The following is a 16,374-nucleotide window of genomic DNA, read 5'->3' as shown; positions in this document are numbered from 1 at the left end:
AAAGAGGAGAATAGACATGGCAAAAGTAGGAATTATTATGGGTAGTGATTCCGATCTGGCAGTTATGAGCAAGGCAGCAGATGTGCTCGACAAGCTGGGAGTGGAGTATGAAATGACTATCATTTCTGCCCACAGGGAGCCCGATGTATTTTTTGAATATGCAAAATCTGCAGAGGAGAGAGGCCTCAAGGTGATCATTGCAGGTGCGGGCATGGCAGCACATCTTCCCGGAATGTGCGCAGCGATTTTCCCCATGCCGGTCATCGGTGTTCCGATGCACACCACATCCCTGGGAGGAAGAGATTCCCTTTACTCCATCGTTCAGATGCCCTCCGGTATTCCGGTGGCTACGGTTGCCATCAACGGCGGAGCCAATGCAGGCATTCTGGCGGCCAAGATCCTGGCAGTTTCAGATGAGGCGCTTCTGGGAAGACTGAAGGAGTATTCTGAGGATCTTAAGAATCAGGTGGTTGCCAAGGCAGATAAATTGAATGAGATCGGATATAAGGAATATCTGAAGCAGAAATAAAGGTTGCCGGATACGGGAATCAAAAATACAGGACAATCTATGGGAGGAAAGATATGGATTACAAAAAAGCAGGTGTGGATATTGAAGCCGGTTACAAGGCTGTGGAGCTGATGAAAAAGCATGTGCAGGGAACTATGCGTCCCGAGGTGCTGGGAGGAATCGGCGGTTTCTCCGGAGCCTTTTCCATGGATGCCTACAAGAAAATGGAGCATCCTACCCTGGTGTCCGGCACTGACGGTGTCGGCACAAAGTTAAAGCTGGCTTTTGCCCTGGATAAGCATGACACCATCGGAATCGACTGTGTTGCCATGTGCGTCAACGACATTGCATGTGCAGGCGGAGAGCCTCTGTTTTTCCTTGATTATATTGCATGCGGCAAGAATGAGCCTGAAAAGATCGCTACAATCGTGAGCGGTGTGGCAGAGGGCTGCCGCCAGGCAGGAGCCGCTCTTATCGGCGGTGAAACTGCTGAGATGCCCGGCTTCTATCCTGTGGACGAATACGATCTGGCCGGATTTGCCGTTGGCATTGTGGACAGAAAGGATCTTGTTTCAGGAGCAGATCTGAAGGCAGGAGATGTTCTGGTGGGTATGGCTTCCTCCGGTATCCATTCCAACGGCTATTCTCTGGTGCGCAAGGTGTTTTCCATGTCTGAGAGCAGCCTGAATACGTACTGTGAATCTCTGGGAGCCACCCTTGGACAGACCCTTCTTGTGCCTACCAAGATCTATGTGAAGGCTCTGAAGGCAGTCCGCGAGGCCGGTGTGAAGGTTAAGGCCTGCAGCCACATTACCGGCGGCGGCTTCTACGAGAATGTGCCCCGTATGCTCATTGACGGAACGAGGGCAGTCATCGAAAAGAACAGCTATCCGGTTCCTCCGATCTTTGATATGCTGGCAAAGGACGGCGATATCGAGGAGCAGATGATGTACAATACCTTCAATATGGGTATCGGCATGATCGTGGCTGTGGATAAGAACGATGTGGATAAGACCATGGCGGCCATCAAAGAGGCCGGCGAGGCTCCTTATGTGATCGGAACCATTGAGGCTGGAGAAAAGGGAGTAACCTTATGCTGAGGATAGGCGTATGCGTGTCCGGCGGGGGAACCAATCTCCAGGCGATCATTGATAAAGTGGAAAGCGGAGTGATCACCAACACGGAGATCGCTGTGGTGGTCAGCAACAATGCCGGAGCCTATGCCCTGGAGCGGGCAAAGGCCCACGGGATTCCTTCCATCTGCATTTCTCCCAAAGCTTATGAGAACCGGGAGGACTTTAACGAGGCATTTGTTAACGCCATTGACAGTTATGACCTGGATCTCATTGTGCTGGCCGGGTTCCTTGTGGTGATCCCTCCGGCGCTGGTTGAAAAATACAGGAACAGGATCATCAACATTCATCCTTCCCTGATCCCTTCCTTCTGCGGCACGGGCAATTACGGACTTACCGTCCATGAGAATGCCCTGAAGCGCGGGGTGAAGGTGACCGGAGCAACGGTGCATTTTGTTGACGAGGGAACCGATACGGGTCCCATTATCCTTCAAAAGGCGGTTGCAGTGGAGGATGACGATACGCCGAAAAGCCTCCAGCTTCGTGTCATGGAGCAGGCGGAATGGGAGATCCTTCCGAAGGCCATTGATTTGATCGCAAACGATAAAATTCAGGTAGTGGACGGACGTGTGATCCGCCGGAAATAAACAGGAGGAAGTCATGAACGTATTGATAGTAGGAAGCGGCGGCAGAGAGCATGCCCTGGCATGGAAGATCTCCAAGAGCAGCCGTGTGGATAAAATTTACTGTGCACCGGGCAATGCGGGAATTGAGGAATATGCAGAATGTGTTCCCATCGGTGTGCTCGATTTTCCTGCGCTGACCGCATTTGCAAAGGAAAAGAAGATCGATCTGACCGTCATCGGCATGGACGATCCGCTGGTGGCAGGCGTGGTGGATGCCTTTGAGGCAGAGGGCCTTCGGGTATTTGGCCCCAGCAGGGCGGCTGCCATCCTGGAGGGGTCCAAAGCCTTTTCCAAGGATCTGATGAAGAAGTACAACATTCCCACGGCGGCATATGAGAATTTTGATGACGCCGACAAGGCACTGGCTTATCTGGAAACCGTGGATTTCCCCATTGTGCTGAAGGCTGATGGTCTGGCTCTCGGTAAGGGTGTGCTGATCTGCAATACTCTTGAGGAGGCGCAGGCAGGTGTGAAGGAGATCATGCTGGACAAGAAATTCGGTACAGCCGGAAATCAGATGGTTATTGAAGAATTCCTTACAGGCCGCGAGGTGTCCGTGCTCTCCTTCGTGGATGGCAATACGGTACGGATCATGACCTCCGCCCAGGATCACAAGAGAGCGGGAGACGGAGATACCGGTCTGAATACCGGCGGTATGGGTACCTTCTCTCCCAGTCCCTTCTATACAAAAGAGGTGGATGAGTTCTGCCAGAAATATATCTATCAGGCAACGGTGGACGCCATGCGCGCCGAGGGCCGTACCTTCAAGGGCATCATTTTCTTTGGTCTGATGCTGACGGAAAAGGGACCCCGGGTGCTGGAATACAACGCCCGCTTCGGCGATCCGGAGGCACAGGTGGTCATTCCCAGAATGAAGAATGACATTGTGGATGTGATGGAGGCCTGCATCGACGGAAGGCTTTCCGATATCCGGCTGGAGTTTGAGGACAATGCGGCGGTATGCGTAGTTCTGGCTTCTGACGGCTATCCGGTAAAATATGAGAAGGGCTTTGTGATAAACGGCCTGGATACCGTAAAGGCAAAGGAGGACGAGGGCTATTACGTGTTCCATGCGGGCACGAAACGCACCGATGCCGGAATTGTGACAAACGGAGGCCGTGTGCTGGGGGTGACGGCAAAGGGACCTGATCTGAAGACAGCCCGCGCCAACGCCTACAAGGCAACAGAATGGGTAAGCTTCGACAACAAATATATGCGTCACGACATTGGAAAGGCCATTGACGAGGCGTAAGGGAATAAACACCGGCTCCTGTCCAACAGGAGCCGTTTATTACAGGACTAAGGTGCGATGGTTAAAAATTATAAGATCATTGTCAGCTATGACGGTACCAGATACAATGGCTGGCAGAAGCAGAAGAATGTGGAATCTACCATACAGGGAAAGCTGGAAGCTCTGCTGACCCGGCTGGCGGGGAAGGAGGTCACCGTGCAGGGTTCCGGACGCACCGATGCCGGGGTGCATGCTCTGGGACAGGTGGCCAATTTCCGCATGGACACGGAGCTTTCCGAGGGGGAGCTTTTTCAGGCTATGAATCAGTATCTCCCCGAGGATATAGCGGTTCTGGAGCTTAAGACGGCCTCAGACCGGTTTCACAGCCGCCTGAGTGCAGTGGGAAAAACCTACTGCTACCGGATCTACACAGGAAAGGCAAAGCCTGTCTTTGACAGAAAATATGTGTGGCAGCTTCCGGAGAGGCCGGATGTGAGCCGGATGCGTAAGGCCGCAGCTTTTCTTCCGGGGCAGCATGATTTTCGCAGCTTCTGCGGGAATAAACATATGAATAAGTCCACCATCCGCCGTCTGGACCGGATCGAAATTGTGGAAGACGGGGAGGAGCTTCGCCTGGTTTTTGAGGGAAACGGCTTCCTCCAGAATATGGTTCGGATTCTGACCGGTACGCTGGTGGAATGCGGACTTGGAGAACGGAGTCCGGAAGAGATGAAGGAGATTCTGGAAGCGCGGGACAGGAGTGCTTCCGGACAGATGGCTCCCGCCAGGGGGCTTACTCTGGTGGAGGTCCGATATTAAGAGTTTCAGCGCGAAGAGTTTGGAGGCATGGATATGACGGATTTTCTTGTCCGAAAATTTGTAAAGGATTATGAGCAGACGAAAAAGGCCAGTGTACGGACTGCATATGGAGTGCTGTCCAGTGCGGTGGGAATCTGCTGCAATGTGTTTCTTTTTTTGGTGAAGATCGCCATCGGACTGTTGTTAAACAGTATTTCAGTCCTTTCGGACGCTTTTAACAACCTTTCCGACGCGGCTTCTTCCATTATCAGCTTTGTGGGAGTAAAGATGGCGGAACGGCCGGCCGACAGGGATCATCCCTTTGGCCATGGCCGGATCGAATATATCGCTGCCCTGATCGTGTCCTTTCTCGTTATTGAGGTGGGCTGGACCTTTATGAAGACCTCCTTCGGAAAAATCAGGGAGCCGGAGGAACTGAGCTTTCAGCTTGTCTCTCTGATTATTCTGGTGCTTTCCATCGGTGTCAAGCTGTGGATGGCCATGTTCAACAGGCGTCTTGGCAAACGGATCGGCTCCCGGGTTATGGAGGCCACGGCAGCGGATTCCCTGGGAGACGTGCTGGTGACATCCGCCACCATTTTTTCTGTTGCCCTTTACGGGATCTTTGGCATCAATATCGACGGTTTCATCGGTATCGCCGTGTCAGTGGCTGTTATCCTGGCCGGTATCGGGATCGCAAAGGACACTCTGAAGCCGCTTATCGGGGAGGCCATCGACCCATCTGTTTACCGCAGCATCAAGGAGTTTGTGGAAAGCTATGATGGGATCCGCGGGACACATGATCTTCTGGTGCACAGCTATGGACCCTCTACCAGCATGGCATCCATCCATGCGGAGGTGGACAGCCACAGTAACATCGAGGAGATCCATGAGACCATTGACCGGATCGAGCGGGAGGCAAAGGAGCAGCTGGGAGTGCTTCTGGTGATCCATATGGATCCGGTGGATACGGACGATCCTCTTCTGGAGGAACGGAGGCAGGCGGTGCTGGATATTCTGGATCAGCTGGATGGCCGCATCACCCTTCACGATTTCCGTATGTCGGGCGGACGGTGGCAGATTCATCTGTTTTTTGACATTGTAGTTCCCTATGAGATGGGGGATGATCAGATCGGAACAGTCATTCATATTCTCCAGGAACGGATGAAGGCTTATGATAAACGGATCGAGTGCGTGATCACGGTCGACAGGAGTTATACCGGAGAACAATAAGAGACCCTTTGAGAAGCTGTGTAAAAAAAATAAAAAAAATAAAAAAAATGAAAATAGGGCTTGCCAAATGGAGGAGTTTCATGTATAATACATTTTGTTGCAGCAATAAGGACATTGGGCTGTCGCCAAATGGTAAGGCACTGGACTCTGACTCCAGCATTTCAAGGTTCGAATCCTTGCAGCCCAGCGAGAGAATGTCGCAGGAGCATCTGTTAGATGACCTTGCGGCATTTCGTTTTGTCAGAAATAATTCAGGGCTCCCTTAAACGGGGGCCCTGAGAAATTTTTCCAGTACATCTTCCACATAATCACAGATGTGGCGGCAGGCTGCGATCACCTCCGGTTTTGCCGTGGAGACCGCATAGCTTTCCGCTGCGCAGGAAAGAAGCTCCAGATCATTGTAATTGTCGCCAAAGGCCATGATCTCATCAGAGGAAATATGAAGCGCTTCCATCAGCGCTTTCATGGCATGGCCCTTGTGGATACCGGGCGGAATGAAATCGATCCAGTGGTCGCAGGTGGAGGCCAGTGTGAAGGCGCTGCCCCATTTTTCCTGAAACCGTTCCAGATACTCTTCTGTTTTGTCTCCGTGGACAAAGGCAGAGATCTTGATGTATTCTTCGGAGGTGGAGAAAATGTCATCCACCTCAGTGATGTCATTTTTCAGAACATAGCGAAGGTGATGAGTGTAGGCAGGATCCTTTGCCTGAATATAAGCCGTATGGATGCCGGAAAGCTGGATCTCACAGTTTTCTGTGGACCAGATGTCCCGCATCAGCTCCTGGCCCAGGGCCCGGTCCATGACAGCCTTGTATATGATCTCTCCGTTGTGGACAGCAAAGGCACCGTTTTCACAGATATAATCGGCGTAAGGGGCCATCGGTCCCAGAAGCCTTAGCAGGTTGGCGTACTGGCGGCCGCTGGCAGCTACAAAGAGGATACCCCTTTCCTTAAGCTCCTCCAGTATGGAAAACATGCGGGGCGGCATGGATTGGGCATCATTTCTTAAAATCGTACCGTCCATATCGCTTGCGATAAGTCGAATCATAAAATCCTCCTGTACAGAAAAAAATAAGAGCAATTTATTGTCAAATATGATATAATAGGAACACTTGGCAGATGGGAGCGGACAGGAAAGCCCTCGTCTGCATTGCGATTATAATATCTTAATGAAGAATCGTCAAGAGACGGAGGAACCATGTATTCATTCGACAGCAGGGTAAGATACAGCGAAATCGGGGCTGATGGGCGGTTGAGTCTCTGTTCTGCCGTTCATTATATGCAGGACTGCAGCATTTTCCAGTCAGAGCTTCTGGGGGTAGGGATCCGGGCGCTGGAGGAGAGGCAGTTGGCCTGGCTTCTTTCCTCCTGGCAGATCGAGATCAGAAGAAGGCCAAAGCTGGGAGAAGAGATCACCGTTGGGACCTGGGCCAGCGGGTTTAAGGCCATGTATGGTTACCGGAATTTTGTGATCCTTGACGGAAGAGGTGAGTGGGCAGTTCGTGCCAACTCCATCTGGATCTATATGAATACAGGGACAGGGCGGCCTGAAAAGGTGGATGAGGAGACGGTATCCCTGTACTGTCCGGAAAAGCCCCTGGATATGGAGGAGGTCGGAAGAAAGATCCCGATTCCCGACGGACTTACGGAATATCCGGCTTTTTCTGTGAGAAAGAATCAGATCGACACCAACGGTCATGTCAATAACGGACAGTATCTTGAAATGGCGGAGGAATGGCTGCCGGAGGCGTCCAGGATCCGGAAGCTCCGGGTTTCCTACCGACAGGCGGCCAGGTATGGGGACACGATTGTGCCCTTTGCGAGGGCGGAAGCAGACAGGACCACGGTAGTGCTTGGCGCTCCCGATGGGCTGGTTTATGCGGTGATAGAAGCAAGAGGATAAATTTATGATAGAATTGGGAACGAAGCAGACACTGAAGGTGCTGAGAAAAAGAGAAAACGGAATCTATCTGGGAGAGGGCCGCGGCCAGGAGCAGGGTGTGCTTCTGCCGAGACGTCAGGTGCCGGAGGGCATCGGGATCGGCGATGAACTGGAAGTGTTCCTCTATAAGGATTCGGAGGACAGACTGATCGCTACGGTCAACGAACCGCTTCTTAAGCTGGGAGAGCTGGGACTCCTCACCGTGGCGGAGGCGGGAAAGATCGGAGCCTTTTTGAAGTGGGGGCTGGAACGCGATCTGTTCCTTCCTTTCCGGGAACAGAAATGGAAGGTGAGAAAGGGAGAACAGGTTTTTGTGGCCCTTTATCTGGACAAAAGCAGGCGGCTCTGCGCCACCATGAAGGTGGATGCGTATCTCAGGGGGGATTCTCCCTATAAAAAGGATGATTCCGTCACCGGGATCCTCTATGAGATCAACCGGGAGCTGGGCGGTTTTGTGGCCGTGGACGGGATCTATTTCGGAATGATCCCGGCATCGGAGCTTCATCGGGATATGAAGCCGGGAACCCAGGTGGAGGCCAGGGTGGCCAGAGTCCGTGACGACGGCAAGCTGGTCCTCAGTGCCAGAAAAAAGGCATATAAACAGATGAACATTGACGCGGAGGCAGTGTATGCACTCATTGAGGAGTATGAGGGAGTGCTGCCCTTTACCGACAAGTCGGACCCGGAGCTTATCAAACTGGAGACGGGCCTCAGCAAAAACGCTTTTAAACGGGCGGTGGGGCATCTTCTCAGGGAAGGTAAGATTCAGATAAAAACAGATACTATAGAATTGATCAGGAGGTAACGTATCATGAAAAAAGTAATTTCCACAGACAAGGCTCCCGCAGCGATCGGACCTTATTCTCAGGCAATCGAGGCCAATGGCTTTGTGTTTGCATCCGGCCAGATTCCGGTCAATCCGGCAACCGGAGAGATCCCGGAGGGCATTGAAGCTCAGGCCAGACAGTCTTTGGAGAATGTGGTAAATCTGCTGGCAGCAGCAGGCGTAAAGCCTGAGGATGTGGTAAAGACCACCGTATTCATCAAGGACATGAATGATTTTGCAAAGGTCAACGCTGTGTATGCCGAGTATTTCAAGACGGACTGCCCTGCCAGAGCATGTGTGGAGGTTGCAAGACTTCCCAAGGATGTGCTGGTGGAGATCGAGGCCATTGCGGCAAAATAATCAAAGAAAAGAGAAATAAGCTGAAAGCCGCTTGATATTGATTCGGGCGGCTTTCACTTAAGAAAAGGAGACAGAGGCAGGAACCGTCTTTCGGCAGGAGGAATGCAGATGAGCACAGAACAGAGAGCCGGATGGCTTTATGCGGATATGGAGATCGTGGAAAAGGAGGACGCGCTTCTTTCGCCGGAGGAGAGAATGGCGGAGGCGGTGGAGCCTCTTCTTTTCTGGTTTCAGAAAAATGCAAGGATTCTTCCCTGGCGGGAGGAACCGACACCTTACCATGTGTGGATCTCGGAGATCATGCTGCAGCAGACCAGGGTGGAGGCGGTGAAGGATTACTACAGACGTTTTCTGGAAGCGCTTCCCGACATTCAGGCGCTGGCGCAGGTCCCGGAGGAACGGCTGCTCAAGCTGTGGGAGGGGTTAGGCTACTACAATCGGGCACGGAATCTTAAAAAGGCGGCAGAGGAGACGGTCAACCGGTACGGAGGAGAGCTTCCGGCCTCCTATGAGGAACTGGTTTCCCTTCCGGGGATCGGTTCTTATACGGCGGGGGCCATTGCTTCCATTGCCTTCGGAATTCCGGTTCCTGCCGTCGATGGAAATGTACTTCGTGTGACGGCAAGACTGATGGCAGATACGGACGATATTCTGAAGCAGTCGGTGAAGCGAAGGACAGAAGCACTGCTTCAGAAGATCATGCCCAGGGACGAGGCAGGAGCCTTTAATCAGGCTCTGATGGAGATCGGTGCCCTTGTATGCGTGCCCAATGGAGCGCCCCACTGTAGCCGGTGCCCGCTCGAGGGCCTTTGTCTGGCCTGCCGGTATGGAAAAACAGATGTGATCCCGGTAAAAACGCCGAAGAAGGCCAGGACCATTGAAGAGCGGACCATATTTGCCGTGGCCCGGGGAAGTGAAGTTCTGCTGCGCAAAAGACCGGAAAAGGGACTTTTAGCCGGTCTGTATGAACTGCCGGGAGCGTCAGGATATCTGACGGAGCAGGAGGCCCTTGATTTTCTGGGACTGGAAGAGAAAGATGCAGTCGTTCTGGAAAAGCTGCCGGAAGCCAGGCACATTTTTTCCCATGTGGAATGGAGAATGCAGGGGTATTATATCAGCCTCAGAGATGAGGCGCAGACAAAGGCCGGATTTTTTGCGGAGAGGGAAACGGCAAGGGAAGCATATGCCCTGCCGGGAGCCTTTCGGGCCTATGCGGCATATCTGTTTGACCGGAAATCTTAGCCGACAGTAAAATTGCACAGATGAAAACCCGACAGAAAGCCCGGTTTTTGAAAATGTAACAAATCGTATTTATATGCAAAAAAATCACTTGATTTCTAAAAAACACCATGCTATATTCAGGGTACAGACAACTTAGCGGACATCATGGCGGACATCTTAGCGGACAGCAGTGGAGACATCTCAGGAGACAGACAGTTAAGGACAACAGTCGAAAGACAGGACGAAAAACACAAAAAGGCAGGGCGGTTTGTAGAAGCTGTCCTGTCTTTTTGGCTGACAGGAATCATGCCTGCAAAGGCGCCTGCGAACGGAGGATTTATGAAATACAGACTTCTTGCATCGGATCTGGACGGAACGCTGGTGACGGATGACAAACGGGTCACCGGGAGAACAAAAAGAGCAGTGGAGGCCATGACAGCGAAGGGCGGGATCATGGTGCTTTCCTCGGGAAGGCCCAGCTACGGTGTATGGCATGTGGCAAGAGAGCTTTCTCTCGACCGGGAAGGCGGATATATTCTGGCCTACAACGGCGGTGAGCTTCTGGACTGCCGGACCGGGGAAGTGAAATTTTCGGTTACGATCCCGAAGGACCGGATTCCTGAGATCATCGGGCTTTCCAGACAGTACAAAACCGCGATCCTTACCTATGAGGGAGAGTATATCATTACCGAAAGCGGGGACGATATCTATGTGGCCGGAGAGGCCAGAAATGTGCGGATGAAGATCAAAGAGGTTCCGGATATGATCTCTTATCTGACGTTCCCCATTGTGAAGCTTATGATGGTCGGCTCAGAGGAACAGATCCTGAAAATGGAGCCGGTCATGCGTGAAGCTCTCGGACCGGAGTTTTCCGTATTCCGTTCAGAGGCTTATCATCTGGAGATCCTTCCGGCGGGCATTGACAAGGGAAGCGGTCTTTTAAAGACCTTGGATTATCTGGGGATACCCCGGGAGGAAGCCATTTCCTGCGGAGATTATGACAATGATATTCCGATGAATGAGGCTGCGGGCCTGGGCGTCGCCATGGCCAACGGATGCCCGGAGATCAAAGAAAAGGCCGACTATATCACCCTGTCCAACGAGCAGGACGGTGTGGCTTTGGTCATAGAAAAATTTATGCTCGAGGAGGAATAGCGATGGATCAGTTTTTGTTGGATACCCACACCCATACGGTTGCCAGCGGCCATGCCTACGGAACGGTCATGGAGATGGCGAAAGCAGCGGGAGAGGCCGGCCTTAAGCTCCTTGCCATTACGGATCATGCGCCTAAGCTTCCCGGAGGACCCCACGAAATGTATTTTCGGAATTTCAAGGTCATTGACCATGAGCTTTTCGGCGTCGAGATTTTAATGGGGGTCGAGTTAAACATCATTGATTATAAAGGGAACGTTGACCTGGAGGAGCTGCTTCTCAAAAAGATGGCAGTTTGCATCGCCAGCCTCCATACAGTCTGCCTGACACCGGGCACAAAGGCGGAAAACACCAGAGCTCTTCTCGGTGCGATGGAAAATCCACATGTACACATCATCGGGCATCCCGATGACGGACGTTATCCCATCGATTATGAGGCCATGGTGAAGGGGGCGAAGGAGCAAGGTGTGCTGATCGAGCTCAACAACAGCTCACTGGTACCGGGAGGAAGCAGGATCGGCGCCGTTCCCAATCTGACAGAGATCCTGAAGCTCTGTGAAAAGTATGATCAGGAGATCATTGTCAATACAGATTCGCACTTTCCGACTTCGGTGGGTCGCTTTTCGGAGGCAGAAGCGCTTCTTCGGCAAGTGTCCTTCCCGGAGGAGCTGATCGTCAATACGGATGTGAACCGGTTTAAAAAATATCTGACCAGGGGAAAGGCATAATCATAAAAATTTCAAAAAATTCTGGAACAGGCTGGACTTTAAAGTGTTAAAATGCTAAAATAAAATAGTGTCTGCGTGAGGCATCAATAAGCATCGAAGGAGAACTGCCATGAATAAGAAATTGAAGACAGAGGCTGTTGACCATCTGTTCCAGGCCATCCTGACTTTGAAGGATGTGAATGAATGCTATACATTTTTTGAGGATGTTTGTACTATCAATGAGCTTTTGTCCATATCACAGCGTTATGAAGTGGCGAAGATGCTGCGGGGCGGAAAGACCTATCTGGAGATCGCAGAGAAGACCGGCGCCTCCACAGCCACCATCAGCCGGGTGAATCGTTCCTTGAATTATGGAAACGATGGTTACGATATGGTATTTGCAAGGCTCGATGAAAAACAATAAGATAAAAGGGGATGCTTCCTGTCAGGAGGCATCCCTTTTTCAATACTGTATGTTATTTTTTGTCTTTCTCAGGAGCCTTTTCTTTCTTTTCTTCCCGCATCTCGTCAATGATCTGTTCGATCATCTGCTTTTTCAGGTACACGTCAAAACTGAGCATGCAGACAAAGGAGAACAGCTGAAGATACTCCCTTTCGTCCTCCGGCGCATTCTTGAAAGCCCGCTTGGAAAGCTCCTCTCTGGATTCCACTTCTTTGCAAAGCTCAAGAAGCTGTAGCTTTTCAATCTTCACGATCTCATTATAAATGTGGTCCAGCTTGTCATGGTCTTCGGTAAAGTATTTCTCGGAAAGGGGAGCCAGAAGGACCTGAATATCCCCAATGGATAAAAAGCCCTTGAAATAATAAATGAAGGCCAGAAGGATCAGATGATCTCTGGAATATTTCTTTTTCACAGGCGGGGGAAGCAGGTCGTTTTTTGCATAATTATTGATCATGGTTTTGGTGAGCACCTTGTCTTCGTCGTGACGCTTGCCGCCGGACAGATGCTGATCCATGAAGGTAGTGACCTGATCCATGTATAATTCAATATTGGGAATATCCCTGGTGTGGATATAATTTAATTTTTTCAGTCGTTCCAGAAGCTCCTGGACTAATTCGTCGTTGGTTTTCATAACTTCACCCCTGTTGTTATTATATAGTAATTAAAACCATATGACAAGCTGTAAATAACGGAATAATCAGATTCCTTCCGGAGTAAATCGTTTTGACAAGGTGGTTGGAATGACTTATAATGAAGAACAGGATCGGAAAGTGCAATGCACACAGGAGTCTTGCTTCTTCCGGTTCATGGAAAGGGAAGAGTCCCTTTCACTGAAGATTGAGAGGATATCCATGAATAATTACGATACACTGAATCCCATGCAGCGTTTGGCTGTGGAGACAACAGAGGGACCTGTGCTTGTGCTGGCCGGAGCCGGTTCGGGAAAAACAAGGGCACTGACCCACAGGATCGCCTATCTCATTGAGGAATGCGGAGTAAATCCGTGGAATATCATGGCTCTGACCTTTACCAATAAGGCGGCGGGGGAGATGCGGGAGCGGGTCGACAATCTGGTGGAATTCGGAGCAGACAGCATTTGGGTCTCCACCTTTCATTCAACCTGCGTGCGGATCTTAAGACGCCATATTGAATGCCTTGGCTATTCGACGAATTTTACCATTTATGACAGCGATGACCAGAAGACCATGATGCGTCAGGTCCTGAAGAAGCTGGATTTCGATCCCAAACAGTATAAGGAAAGAAGTATTCTGGCAACCATTTCCTCCCTGAAGGACGAACTGATCTCGGCGGAGGATTTTTCAGCGCGTTCGGCGGGGGATTTCCGTCAGAGCAGGATCGCAGAGGCTTACCTGGAATACCAGGCCCAGCTTCGGAAGAACAATGCGCTGGATTTTGACGATCTGATCATGAAAACGGTGGAGCTTTTCCGGGTAAATCCGGAGGTCCTTGATTATTATCAGGAAAGGTTCCGTTATATTATGGTGGACGAGTATCAGGACACCAACACGGCCCAGTTCCGTCTGATTGAGCTTTTATCGGCCAAATACAAAAATCTGTGTGTGGTCGGGGACGACGATCAGTCCATTTATAAATTCCGCGGGGCGAACATTGAAAATATCCTGGAATTTGAAAGTGCCTTTCCCGGGGCGAAGGTGATCCGCCTGGAACAGAATTATCGTTCAACCGGCAATATTCTGAACGCTGCCAATGGAGTCATCAAAAATAACGCGGGCAGAAAGGATAAGACCCTCTGGACGGAAAATGAGGAGGGAATTCCCGTTGTCTTCCGGCAGTATGACACGGCCTATGAGGAAGCAGATGCCATTGCTGTTGACATCCGGGACCGGGTGGACAGCGGAGCCGCCTATTCTGATTTTGCAGTCCTTTACCGGACCAATGCCCAGTCCCGTCTGTTGGAAGAAAAATGTGTGAACCGGGGGATCCCCTACCGGCTGGTGGGCGGCGTCAATTTCTATCAGAGGAAGGAGATCAAGGATATTCTTTCTTATCTGAAGACCATTGACAACGGCCTTGACGATCTGGCGGCCCAGCGCATTATCAATGTGCCGAAGCGGGGGATCGGAGCGACAACGATCGGTAGGATCATGGTTTATGCTGAAGCCAATGACATGAGCTTTTACGAGGCGTGCAAGGCGGCGGACAGGATCCCTTCCCTTGGAAAGGCTGCAGGAAAGATCCGGGGATTTGTGACTCAGATCCAGTCCTTCCGAAGCAAGCTGGCTTATTATTCCATCGGAGATCTGATCGAGGATATCGTGACGGAGACCGGCTATGGAGAGGAGCTTTCTGCTGACGATGAGGTGGCAGCAGAGACCAGACTTGAAAATATCGAGGAGCTGAAAAACAAGGCTGTAGCCTATGAGGAAAGTCTGGAGGATGGAGAGGAGGCTCCGACTCTTTCCGGCTTTCTGGAGGAGGTGGCTCTTGTGGCAGATGTGGACAGCATGGAGGATTCGGAGAACCGGGTGGTACTCATGACACTTCACAGTGCCAAAGGCCTGGAGTTTCCCAGAGTGTATCTGGCCGGCATGGAGGACGGGCTCTTTCCGGGAATGATGTCCATAAATTCCGATGATCCCGATGAACTGGAGGAGGAGCGGAGACTCTGCTATGTGGGGATCACCAGGGCACAGAAGGAACTGATCCTTACCTGTGCGAGACAGCGGATGGTCAACGGGGAAACGCGGTTTCAGAAGCCGTCCCGGTTTGTGGGTGAGATACCGCCGATGTATCTTCACAGACAGGAGACACCGTCGATGTTCTCCTTCGGCGGCGTACCGGTCAAACCTATGTCCACGGGCGGCGGATCGGGCTTCCGTACCTTTGGCAGACCTGCACAGGAGGCGTTTGAGCTTCCAAAAAAAGAAAAGGAACCGTACCGGCCCTGGACAGCACCTGCTGCCCGGTATGGAAAGGCCATATCGGGAGATTCGGGCCTTAAGGAAACCTATATAGGCAAGCAGTTTTCTGTTTCAAAGGCGACTTCTCTTTCCTACGGGGTGGGAGACCGGGTCAGCCACGTGAAGTTTGGCGAGGGAACGGTTGTGGATATCACGGAGCAGAAGAAAGATTTTGAGGTGACTGTTGATTTCGATAAAGCCGGACGAAAGCGGATGTATGCCACCTTTGCCAAGCTTAAACGGTGTTAAGGGGATGATCCGTGATCGATCGGGTTGGTCTTATTTTCAATGAAAAAGCGGTTTTCCTGCTGAATCAGAAGGAAAACCGCTGTCAGTTTTAATTAAGCTGCATAGCTGGTATGGTTATGAGATACCACATAAGGCTTTTGGGAAATCTGAACCTTCTCCTTGTGAGAACGATACAGCTCTACGACAGCGCCCACTGCGAAAGAAATAGCTACATCTGCTGCAACTGCAATTGCTGTGAATAATACGGTTACCATAATTAAGTCCTCCCTGTGATGATGTCTGGTAATAACAGAAATGTTTCGGAATCGATATCCGAAGGGTTTCTTTTTTTACTGTTTCTATTATAACAGATTACAAAACATAATTTTGTGGAAATCAACAAAATTCTTTCTCCTTTTTTTTGCGAAACCATGAAGGAACGTATTCGGACGGATACAGGAGATGGCACATATCAAAAAAATGAGAAAAAATTCCAGGCAATTTTGCCAAAAGAAAATGATAAAAAAATTAAATTTTTGAATTTGGGAAAGTTTCGATAGTAAAATAATGGAATTGGTGATATAATAACGAAAAGAGAAAGCGTATTGCGGAAAGGACGTGTGGATATGAATAAAAAGCTGGAGGAAGTTTTAAGCGCAAGCAAATTAAATGAGCTGATTCGCAAGAATGAGAAGCAGGAAGAAAAGAAGAGCAAGGTGCTTTGGGTGCTGGCTATTATCGGCGCTGTGGCAGCTGTAGCGGGAATCGCTTACGCAGTGTACCGTTTCTTTACGCCGGATTATCTGGAAGATTTTGAAGATGACTTCGATGATGATTTTGATGACGATTTCTTTGATGATGATGAGGAAGCCACCGAAGAAGCTTTTGAGGCTGAGGAAGCCGACGGCATGACAAAAGCTTCGGAAGATGCATTTGAAGAAGCATCCGAAGAGGAATAATGGAACGCTTGATTCAGTGAAGGAGAGGGCTGCCGAAGGGCGGCC

At 50.7% G+C, this 16,374-nt stretch carries 18 protein-coding genes and 1 tRNA gene; 16 read left to right on the top strand and 3 right to left on the bottom strand.

Annotation, left to right across the window (positions count from 1 at the left end; translation table 11 throughout):
* Nucleotides 1–16: 16 nt before the first annotated feature.
* The 7 genes from purE (at nucleotide 17) to QJ036_RS00395 (ending at nucleotide 5,716) form a co-directional block, all read left to right on the top strand.
* Nucleotides 17–529: a 5-(carboxyamino)imidazole ribonucleotide mutase gene (gene purE / locus QJ036_RS00425; RefSeq protein WP_283229454.1), complete on the top strand. Its 513-nt coding sequence runs from the start codon at nucleotides 17–19 to the stop codon at nucleotides 527–529.
* A gap of 53 nt (nucleotides 530–582) precedes the next feature.
* A complete protein-coding gene (gene purM / locus QJ036_RS00420) occupies nucleotides 583–1,608 on the top strand; it encodes a phosphoribosylformylglycinamidine cyclo-ligase (RefSeq protein WP_283229453.1) in 1,026 nt (341 codons plus the stop codon).
* Nucleotides 1,602–2,228 (top strand): phosphoribosylglycinamide formyltransferase, encoded by a 627-nt coding sequence (gene purN / locus QJ036_RS00415; protein ID WP_283229452.1) that lies wholly within the window; start codon nucleotides 1,602–1,604, stop codon nucleotides 2,226–2,228. Before purM ends, purN begins: the two co-directional genes overlap by 7 nt.
* Before the next feature lie 13 nt (nucleotides 2,229–2,241).
* Nucleotides 2,242–3,519, top strand: a complete 1,278-nt coding sequence (gene purD, locus QJ036_RS00410) for a phosphoribosylamine--glycine ligase (protein ID WP_283229451.1) — start codon at nucleotides 2,242–2,244, stop codon at nucleotides 3,517–3,519.
* Between the two features lie 57 nt (nucleotides 3,520–3,576).
* Complete coding sequence (truA, locus tag QJ036_RS00405; protein WP_283229450.1) at nucleotides 3,577–4,317, top strand: tRNA pseudouridine(38-40) synthase TruA; 741 nt, start codon at nucleotides 3,577–3,579, stop codon at nucleotides 4,315–4,317.
* A gap of 33 nt (nucleotides 4,318–4,350) precedes the next feature.
* A complete protein-coding gene (locus QJ036_RS00400) occupies nucleotides 4,351–5,529 on the top strand; it encodes a cation diffusion facilitator family transporter (protein WP_283229449.1) in 1,179 nt (392 codons plus the stop codon).
* A gap of 115 nt (nucleotides 5,530–5,644) precedes the next feature.
* Nucleotides 5,645–5,716: transfer RNA gene (locus QJ036_RS00395), tRNA-Gln, on the top strand.
* A gap of 75 nt (nucleotides 5,717–5,791) precedes the next feature.
* On the opposite strand, the gene QJ036_RS00390 is transcribed toward QJ036_RS00395, so the two are convergent.
* Nucleotides 5,792–6,577, bottom strand: coding sequence for an HAD family hydrolase (locus QJ036_RS00390; RefSeq protein WP_283229448.1), 786 nt, complete (start codon nucleotides 6,575–6,577; stop codon nucleotides 5,792–5,794).
* A 150-nt stretch (nucleotides 6,578–6,727) separates the two neighbouring features.
* On the opposite strand from QJ036_RS00390, the gene QJ036_RS00385 reads away from it, so the two are divergent.
* From QJ036_RS00385 to QJ036_RS00355, 7 genes are all read left to right on the top strand, one after another.
* Nucleotides 6,728–7,432, top strand: a complete 705-nt coding sequence (locus QJ036_RS00385; protein ID WP_283229447.1) for an acyl-[acyl-carrier-protein] thioesterase — start codon at nucleotides 6,728–6,730, stop codon at nucleotides 7,430–7,432.
* Between the two features lie 4 nt (nucleotides 7,433–7,436).
* Nucleotides 7,437–8,276 carry a CvfB family protein gene (locus QJ036_RS00380; protein ID WP_283229446.1) on the top strand — a complete coding sequence of 280 codons (840 nt, stop codon included), beginning with the start codon at nucleotides 7,437–7,439 and terminating at the stop codon, nucleotides 8,274–8,276.
* Between the two features lie 6 nt (nucleotides 8,277–8,282).
* A complete protein-coding gene (locus tag QJ036_RS00375) occupies nucleotides 8,283–8,657 on the top strand; it encodes a RidA family protein (protein ID WP_283229445.1) in 375 nt (124 codons plus the stop codon).
* A 108-nt stretch (nucleotides 8,658–8,765) separates the two neighbouring features.
* Nucleotides 8,766–9,899, top strand: coding sequence for an A/G-specific adenine glycosylase (gene mutY, locus QJ036_RS00370; protein WP_283229444.1), 1,134 nt, complete (start codon nucleotides 8,766–8,768; stop codon nucleotides 9,897–9,899).
* A gap of 318 nt (nucleotides 9,900–10,217) precedes the next feature.
* A complete protein-coding gene (locus QJ036_RS00365) occupies nucleotides 10,218–11,033 on the top strand; it encodes a Cof-type HAD-IIB family hydrolase (RefSeq protein ID WP_283229443.1) in 816 nt (271 codons plus the stop codon).
* 2 nt (nucleotides 11,034–11,035) lie between these two features.
* Nucleotides 11,036–11,758, top strand: coding sequence for a phosphatase (locus QJ036_RS00360; protein ID WP_283229442.1), 723 nt, complete (start codon nucleotides 11,036–11,038; stop codon nucleotides 11,756–11,758).
* 109 nt (nucleotides 11,759–11,867) lie between these two features.
* Nucleotides 11,868–12,161 (top strand): YerC/YecD family TrpR-related protein, encoded by a 294-nt coding sequence (locus tag QJ036_RS00355; protein ID WP_283229441.1) that lies wholly within the window; start codon nucleotides 11,868–11,870, stop codon nucleotides 12,159–12,161.
* 52 nt (nucleotides 12,162–12,213) lie between these two features.
* Here the strand turns inward: QJ036_RS00355 and QJ036_RS00350 are convergent, their stop codons facing one another.
* On the bottom strand, nucleotides 12,214–12,831 hold the full coding sequence (locus QJ036_RS00350) for a DUF1836 domain-containing protein (protein ID WP_283229440.1): 618 nt from the start codon (nucleotides 12,829–12,831) through the stop codon (nucleotides 12,214–12,216).
* Nucleotides 12,832–13,051: 220 nt separating this feature from the next.
* Here QJ036_RS00350 and QJ036_RS00345 point away from each other — a divergent pair, with 220 nt between their 5' ends.
* On the top strand, nucleotides 13,052–15,391 hold the full coding sequence (locus tag QJ036_RS00345; protein ID WP_283229439.1) for an ATP-dependent helicase: 2,340 nt from the start codon (nucleotides 13,052–13,054) through the stop codon (nucleotides 15,389–15,391).
* 92 nt (nucleotides 15,392–15,483) lie between these two features.
* Here QJ036_RS00345 and QJ036_RS00340 read toward each other — a convergent pair whose 3' ends face one another.
* On the bottom strand, nucleotides 15,484–15,645 hold the full coding sequence (locus QJ036_RS00340) for a hypothetical protein (protein WP_283229438.1): 162 nt from the start codon (nucleotides 15,643–15,645) through the stop codon (nucleotides 15,484–15,486).
* Nucleotides 15,646–15,996: 351 nt separating this feature from the next.
* On the opposite strand from QJ036_RS00340, the gene QJ036_RS00335 reads away from it, so the two are divergent.
* A complete protein-coding gene (locus QJ036_RS00335) occupies nucleotides 15,997–16,329 on the top strand; it encodes a DUF4366 domain-containing protein (protein ID WP_283229437.1) in 333 nt (110 codons plus the stop codon).
* Nucleotides 16,330–16,374: the final 45 nt, after the last annotated feature.

The sequence above is a fragment of the Fusibacillus kribbianus genome (assembly GCF_030053595.1).
GTDB lineage: Bacteria > Bacillota > Clostridia > Lachnospirales > Lachnospiraceae > Lientehia > Lientehia kribbiana.
The sequence above is the reverse complement of the archived record's forward strand: the minus strand, read 5'-3'. Positions and strand labels throughout refer to the sequence as shown.

Excerpts from the sequence above, each read along its gene's own strand:
- QJ036_RS00390 (WP_283229448.1), bottom strand. The coding sequence starts at position 6,577 with ATGATTCGACTTATCGCAAGCGATATGGACGGTACGATTTTAAGAAAT.
- QJ036_RS00345 (WP_283229439.1), top strand. The coding sequence starts at position 13,052 with ATGAATAATTACGATACACTGAATCCCATGCAGCGTTTGGCTGTGGAG.
- purD (WP_283229451.1), top strand. The coding sequence starts at position 2,242 with ATGAACGTATTGATAGTAGGAAGCGGCGGCAGAGAGCATGCCCTGGCA.
- mutY (WP_283229444.1), top strand. The coding sequence starts at position 8,766 with ATGAGCACAGAACAGAGAGCCGGATGGCTTTATGCGGATATGGAGATC.
- QJ036_RS00380 (WP_283229446.1), top strand. The coding sequence starts at position 7,437 with ATGATAGAATTGGGAACGAAGCAGACACTGAAGGTGCTGAGAAAAAGA.
- QJ036_RS00375 (WP_283229445.1), top strand. The coding sequence starts at position 8,283 with ATGAAAAAAGTAATTTCCACAGACAAGGCTCCCGCAGCGATCGGACCT.
- QJ036_RS00355 (WP_283229441.1), top strand. The coding sequence starts at position 11,868 with ATGAATAAGAAATTGAAGACAGAGGCTGTTGACCATCTGTTCCAGGCC.
- purE (WP_283229454.1), top strand. The coding sequence starts at position 17 with ATGGCAAAAGTAGGAATTATTATGGGTAGTGATTCCGATCTGGCAGTT.
- QJ036_RS00340 (WP_283229438.1), bottom strand. The coding sequence starts at position 15,645 with ATGGTAACCGTATTATTCACAGCAATTGCAGTTGCAGCAGATGTAGCT.
- purM (WP_283229453.1), top strand. The coding sequence starts at position 583 with ATGGATTACAAAAAAGCAGGTGTGGATATTGAAGCCGGTTACAAGGCT.
- QJ036_RS00360 (WP_283229442.1), top strand. The coding sequence starts at position 11,036 with ATGGATCAGTTTTTGTTGGATACCCACACCCATACGGTTGCCAGCGGC.
- QJ036_RS00400 (WP_283229449.1), top strand. The coding sequence starts at position 4,351 with ATGACGGATTTTCTTGTCCGAAAATTTGTAAAGGATTATGAGCAGACG.
- QJ036_RS00385 (WP_283229447.1), top strand. The coding sequence starts at position 6,728 with ATGTATTCATTCGACAGCAGGGTAAGATACAGCGAAATCGGGGCTGAT.
- purN (WP_283229452.1), top strand. The coding sequence starts at position 1,602 with ATGCTGAGGATAGGCGTATGCGTGTCCGGCGGGGGAACCAATCTCCAG.
- QJ036_RS00350 (WP_283229440.1), bottom strand. The coding sequence starts at position 12,831 with ATGAAAACCAACGACGAATTAGTCCAGGAGCTTCTGGAACGACTGAAA.
- truA (WP_283229450.1), top strand. The coding sequence starts at position 3,577 with ATGGTTAAAAATTATAAGATCATTGTCAGCTATGACGGTACCAGATAC.
- QJ036_RS00365 (WP_283229443.1), top strand. The coding sequence starts at position 10,218 with ATGAAATACAGACTTCTTGCATCGGATCTGGACGGAACGCTGGTGACG.
- QJ036_RS00335 (WP_283229437.1), top strand. The coding sequence starts at position 15,997 with ATGAATAAAAAGCTGGAGGAAGTTTTAAGCGCAAGCAAATTAAATGAG.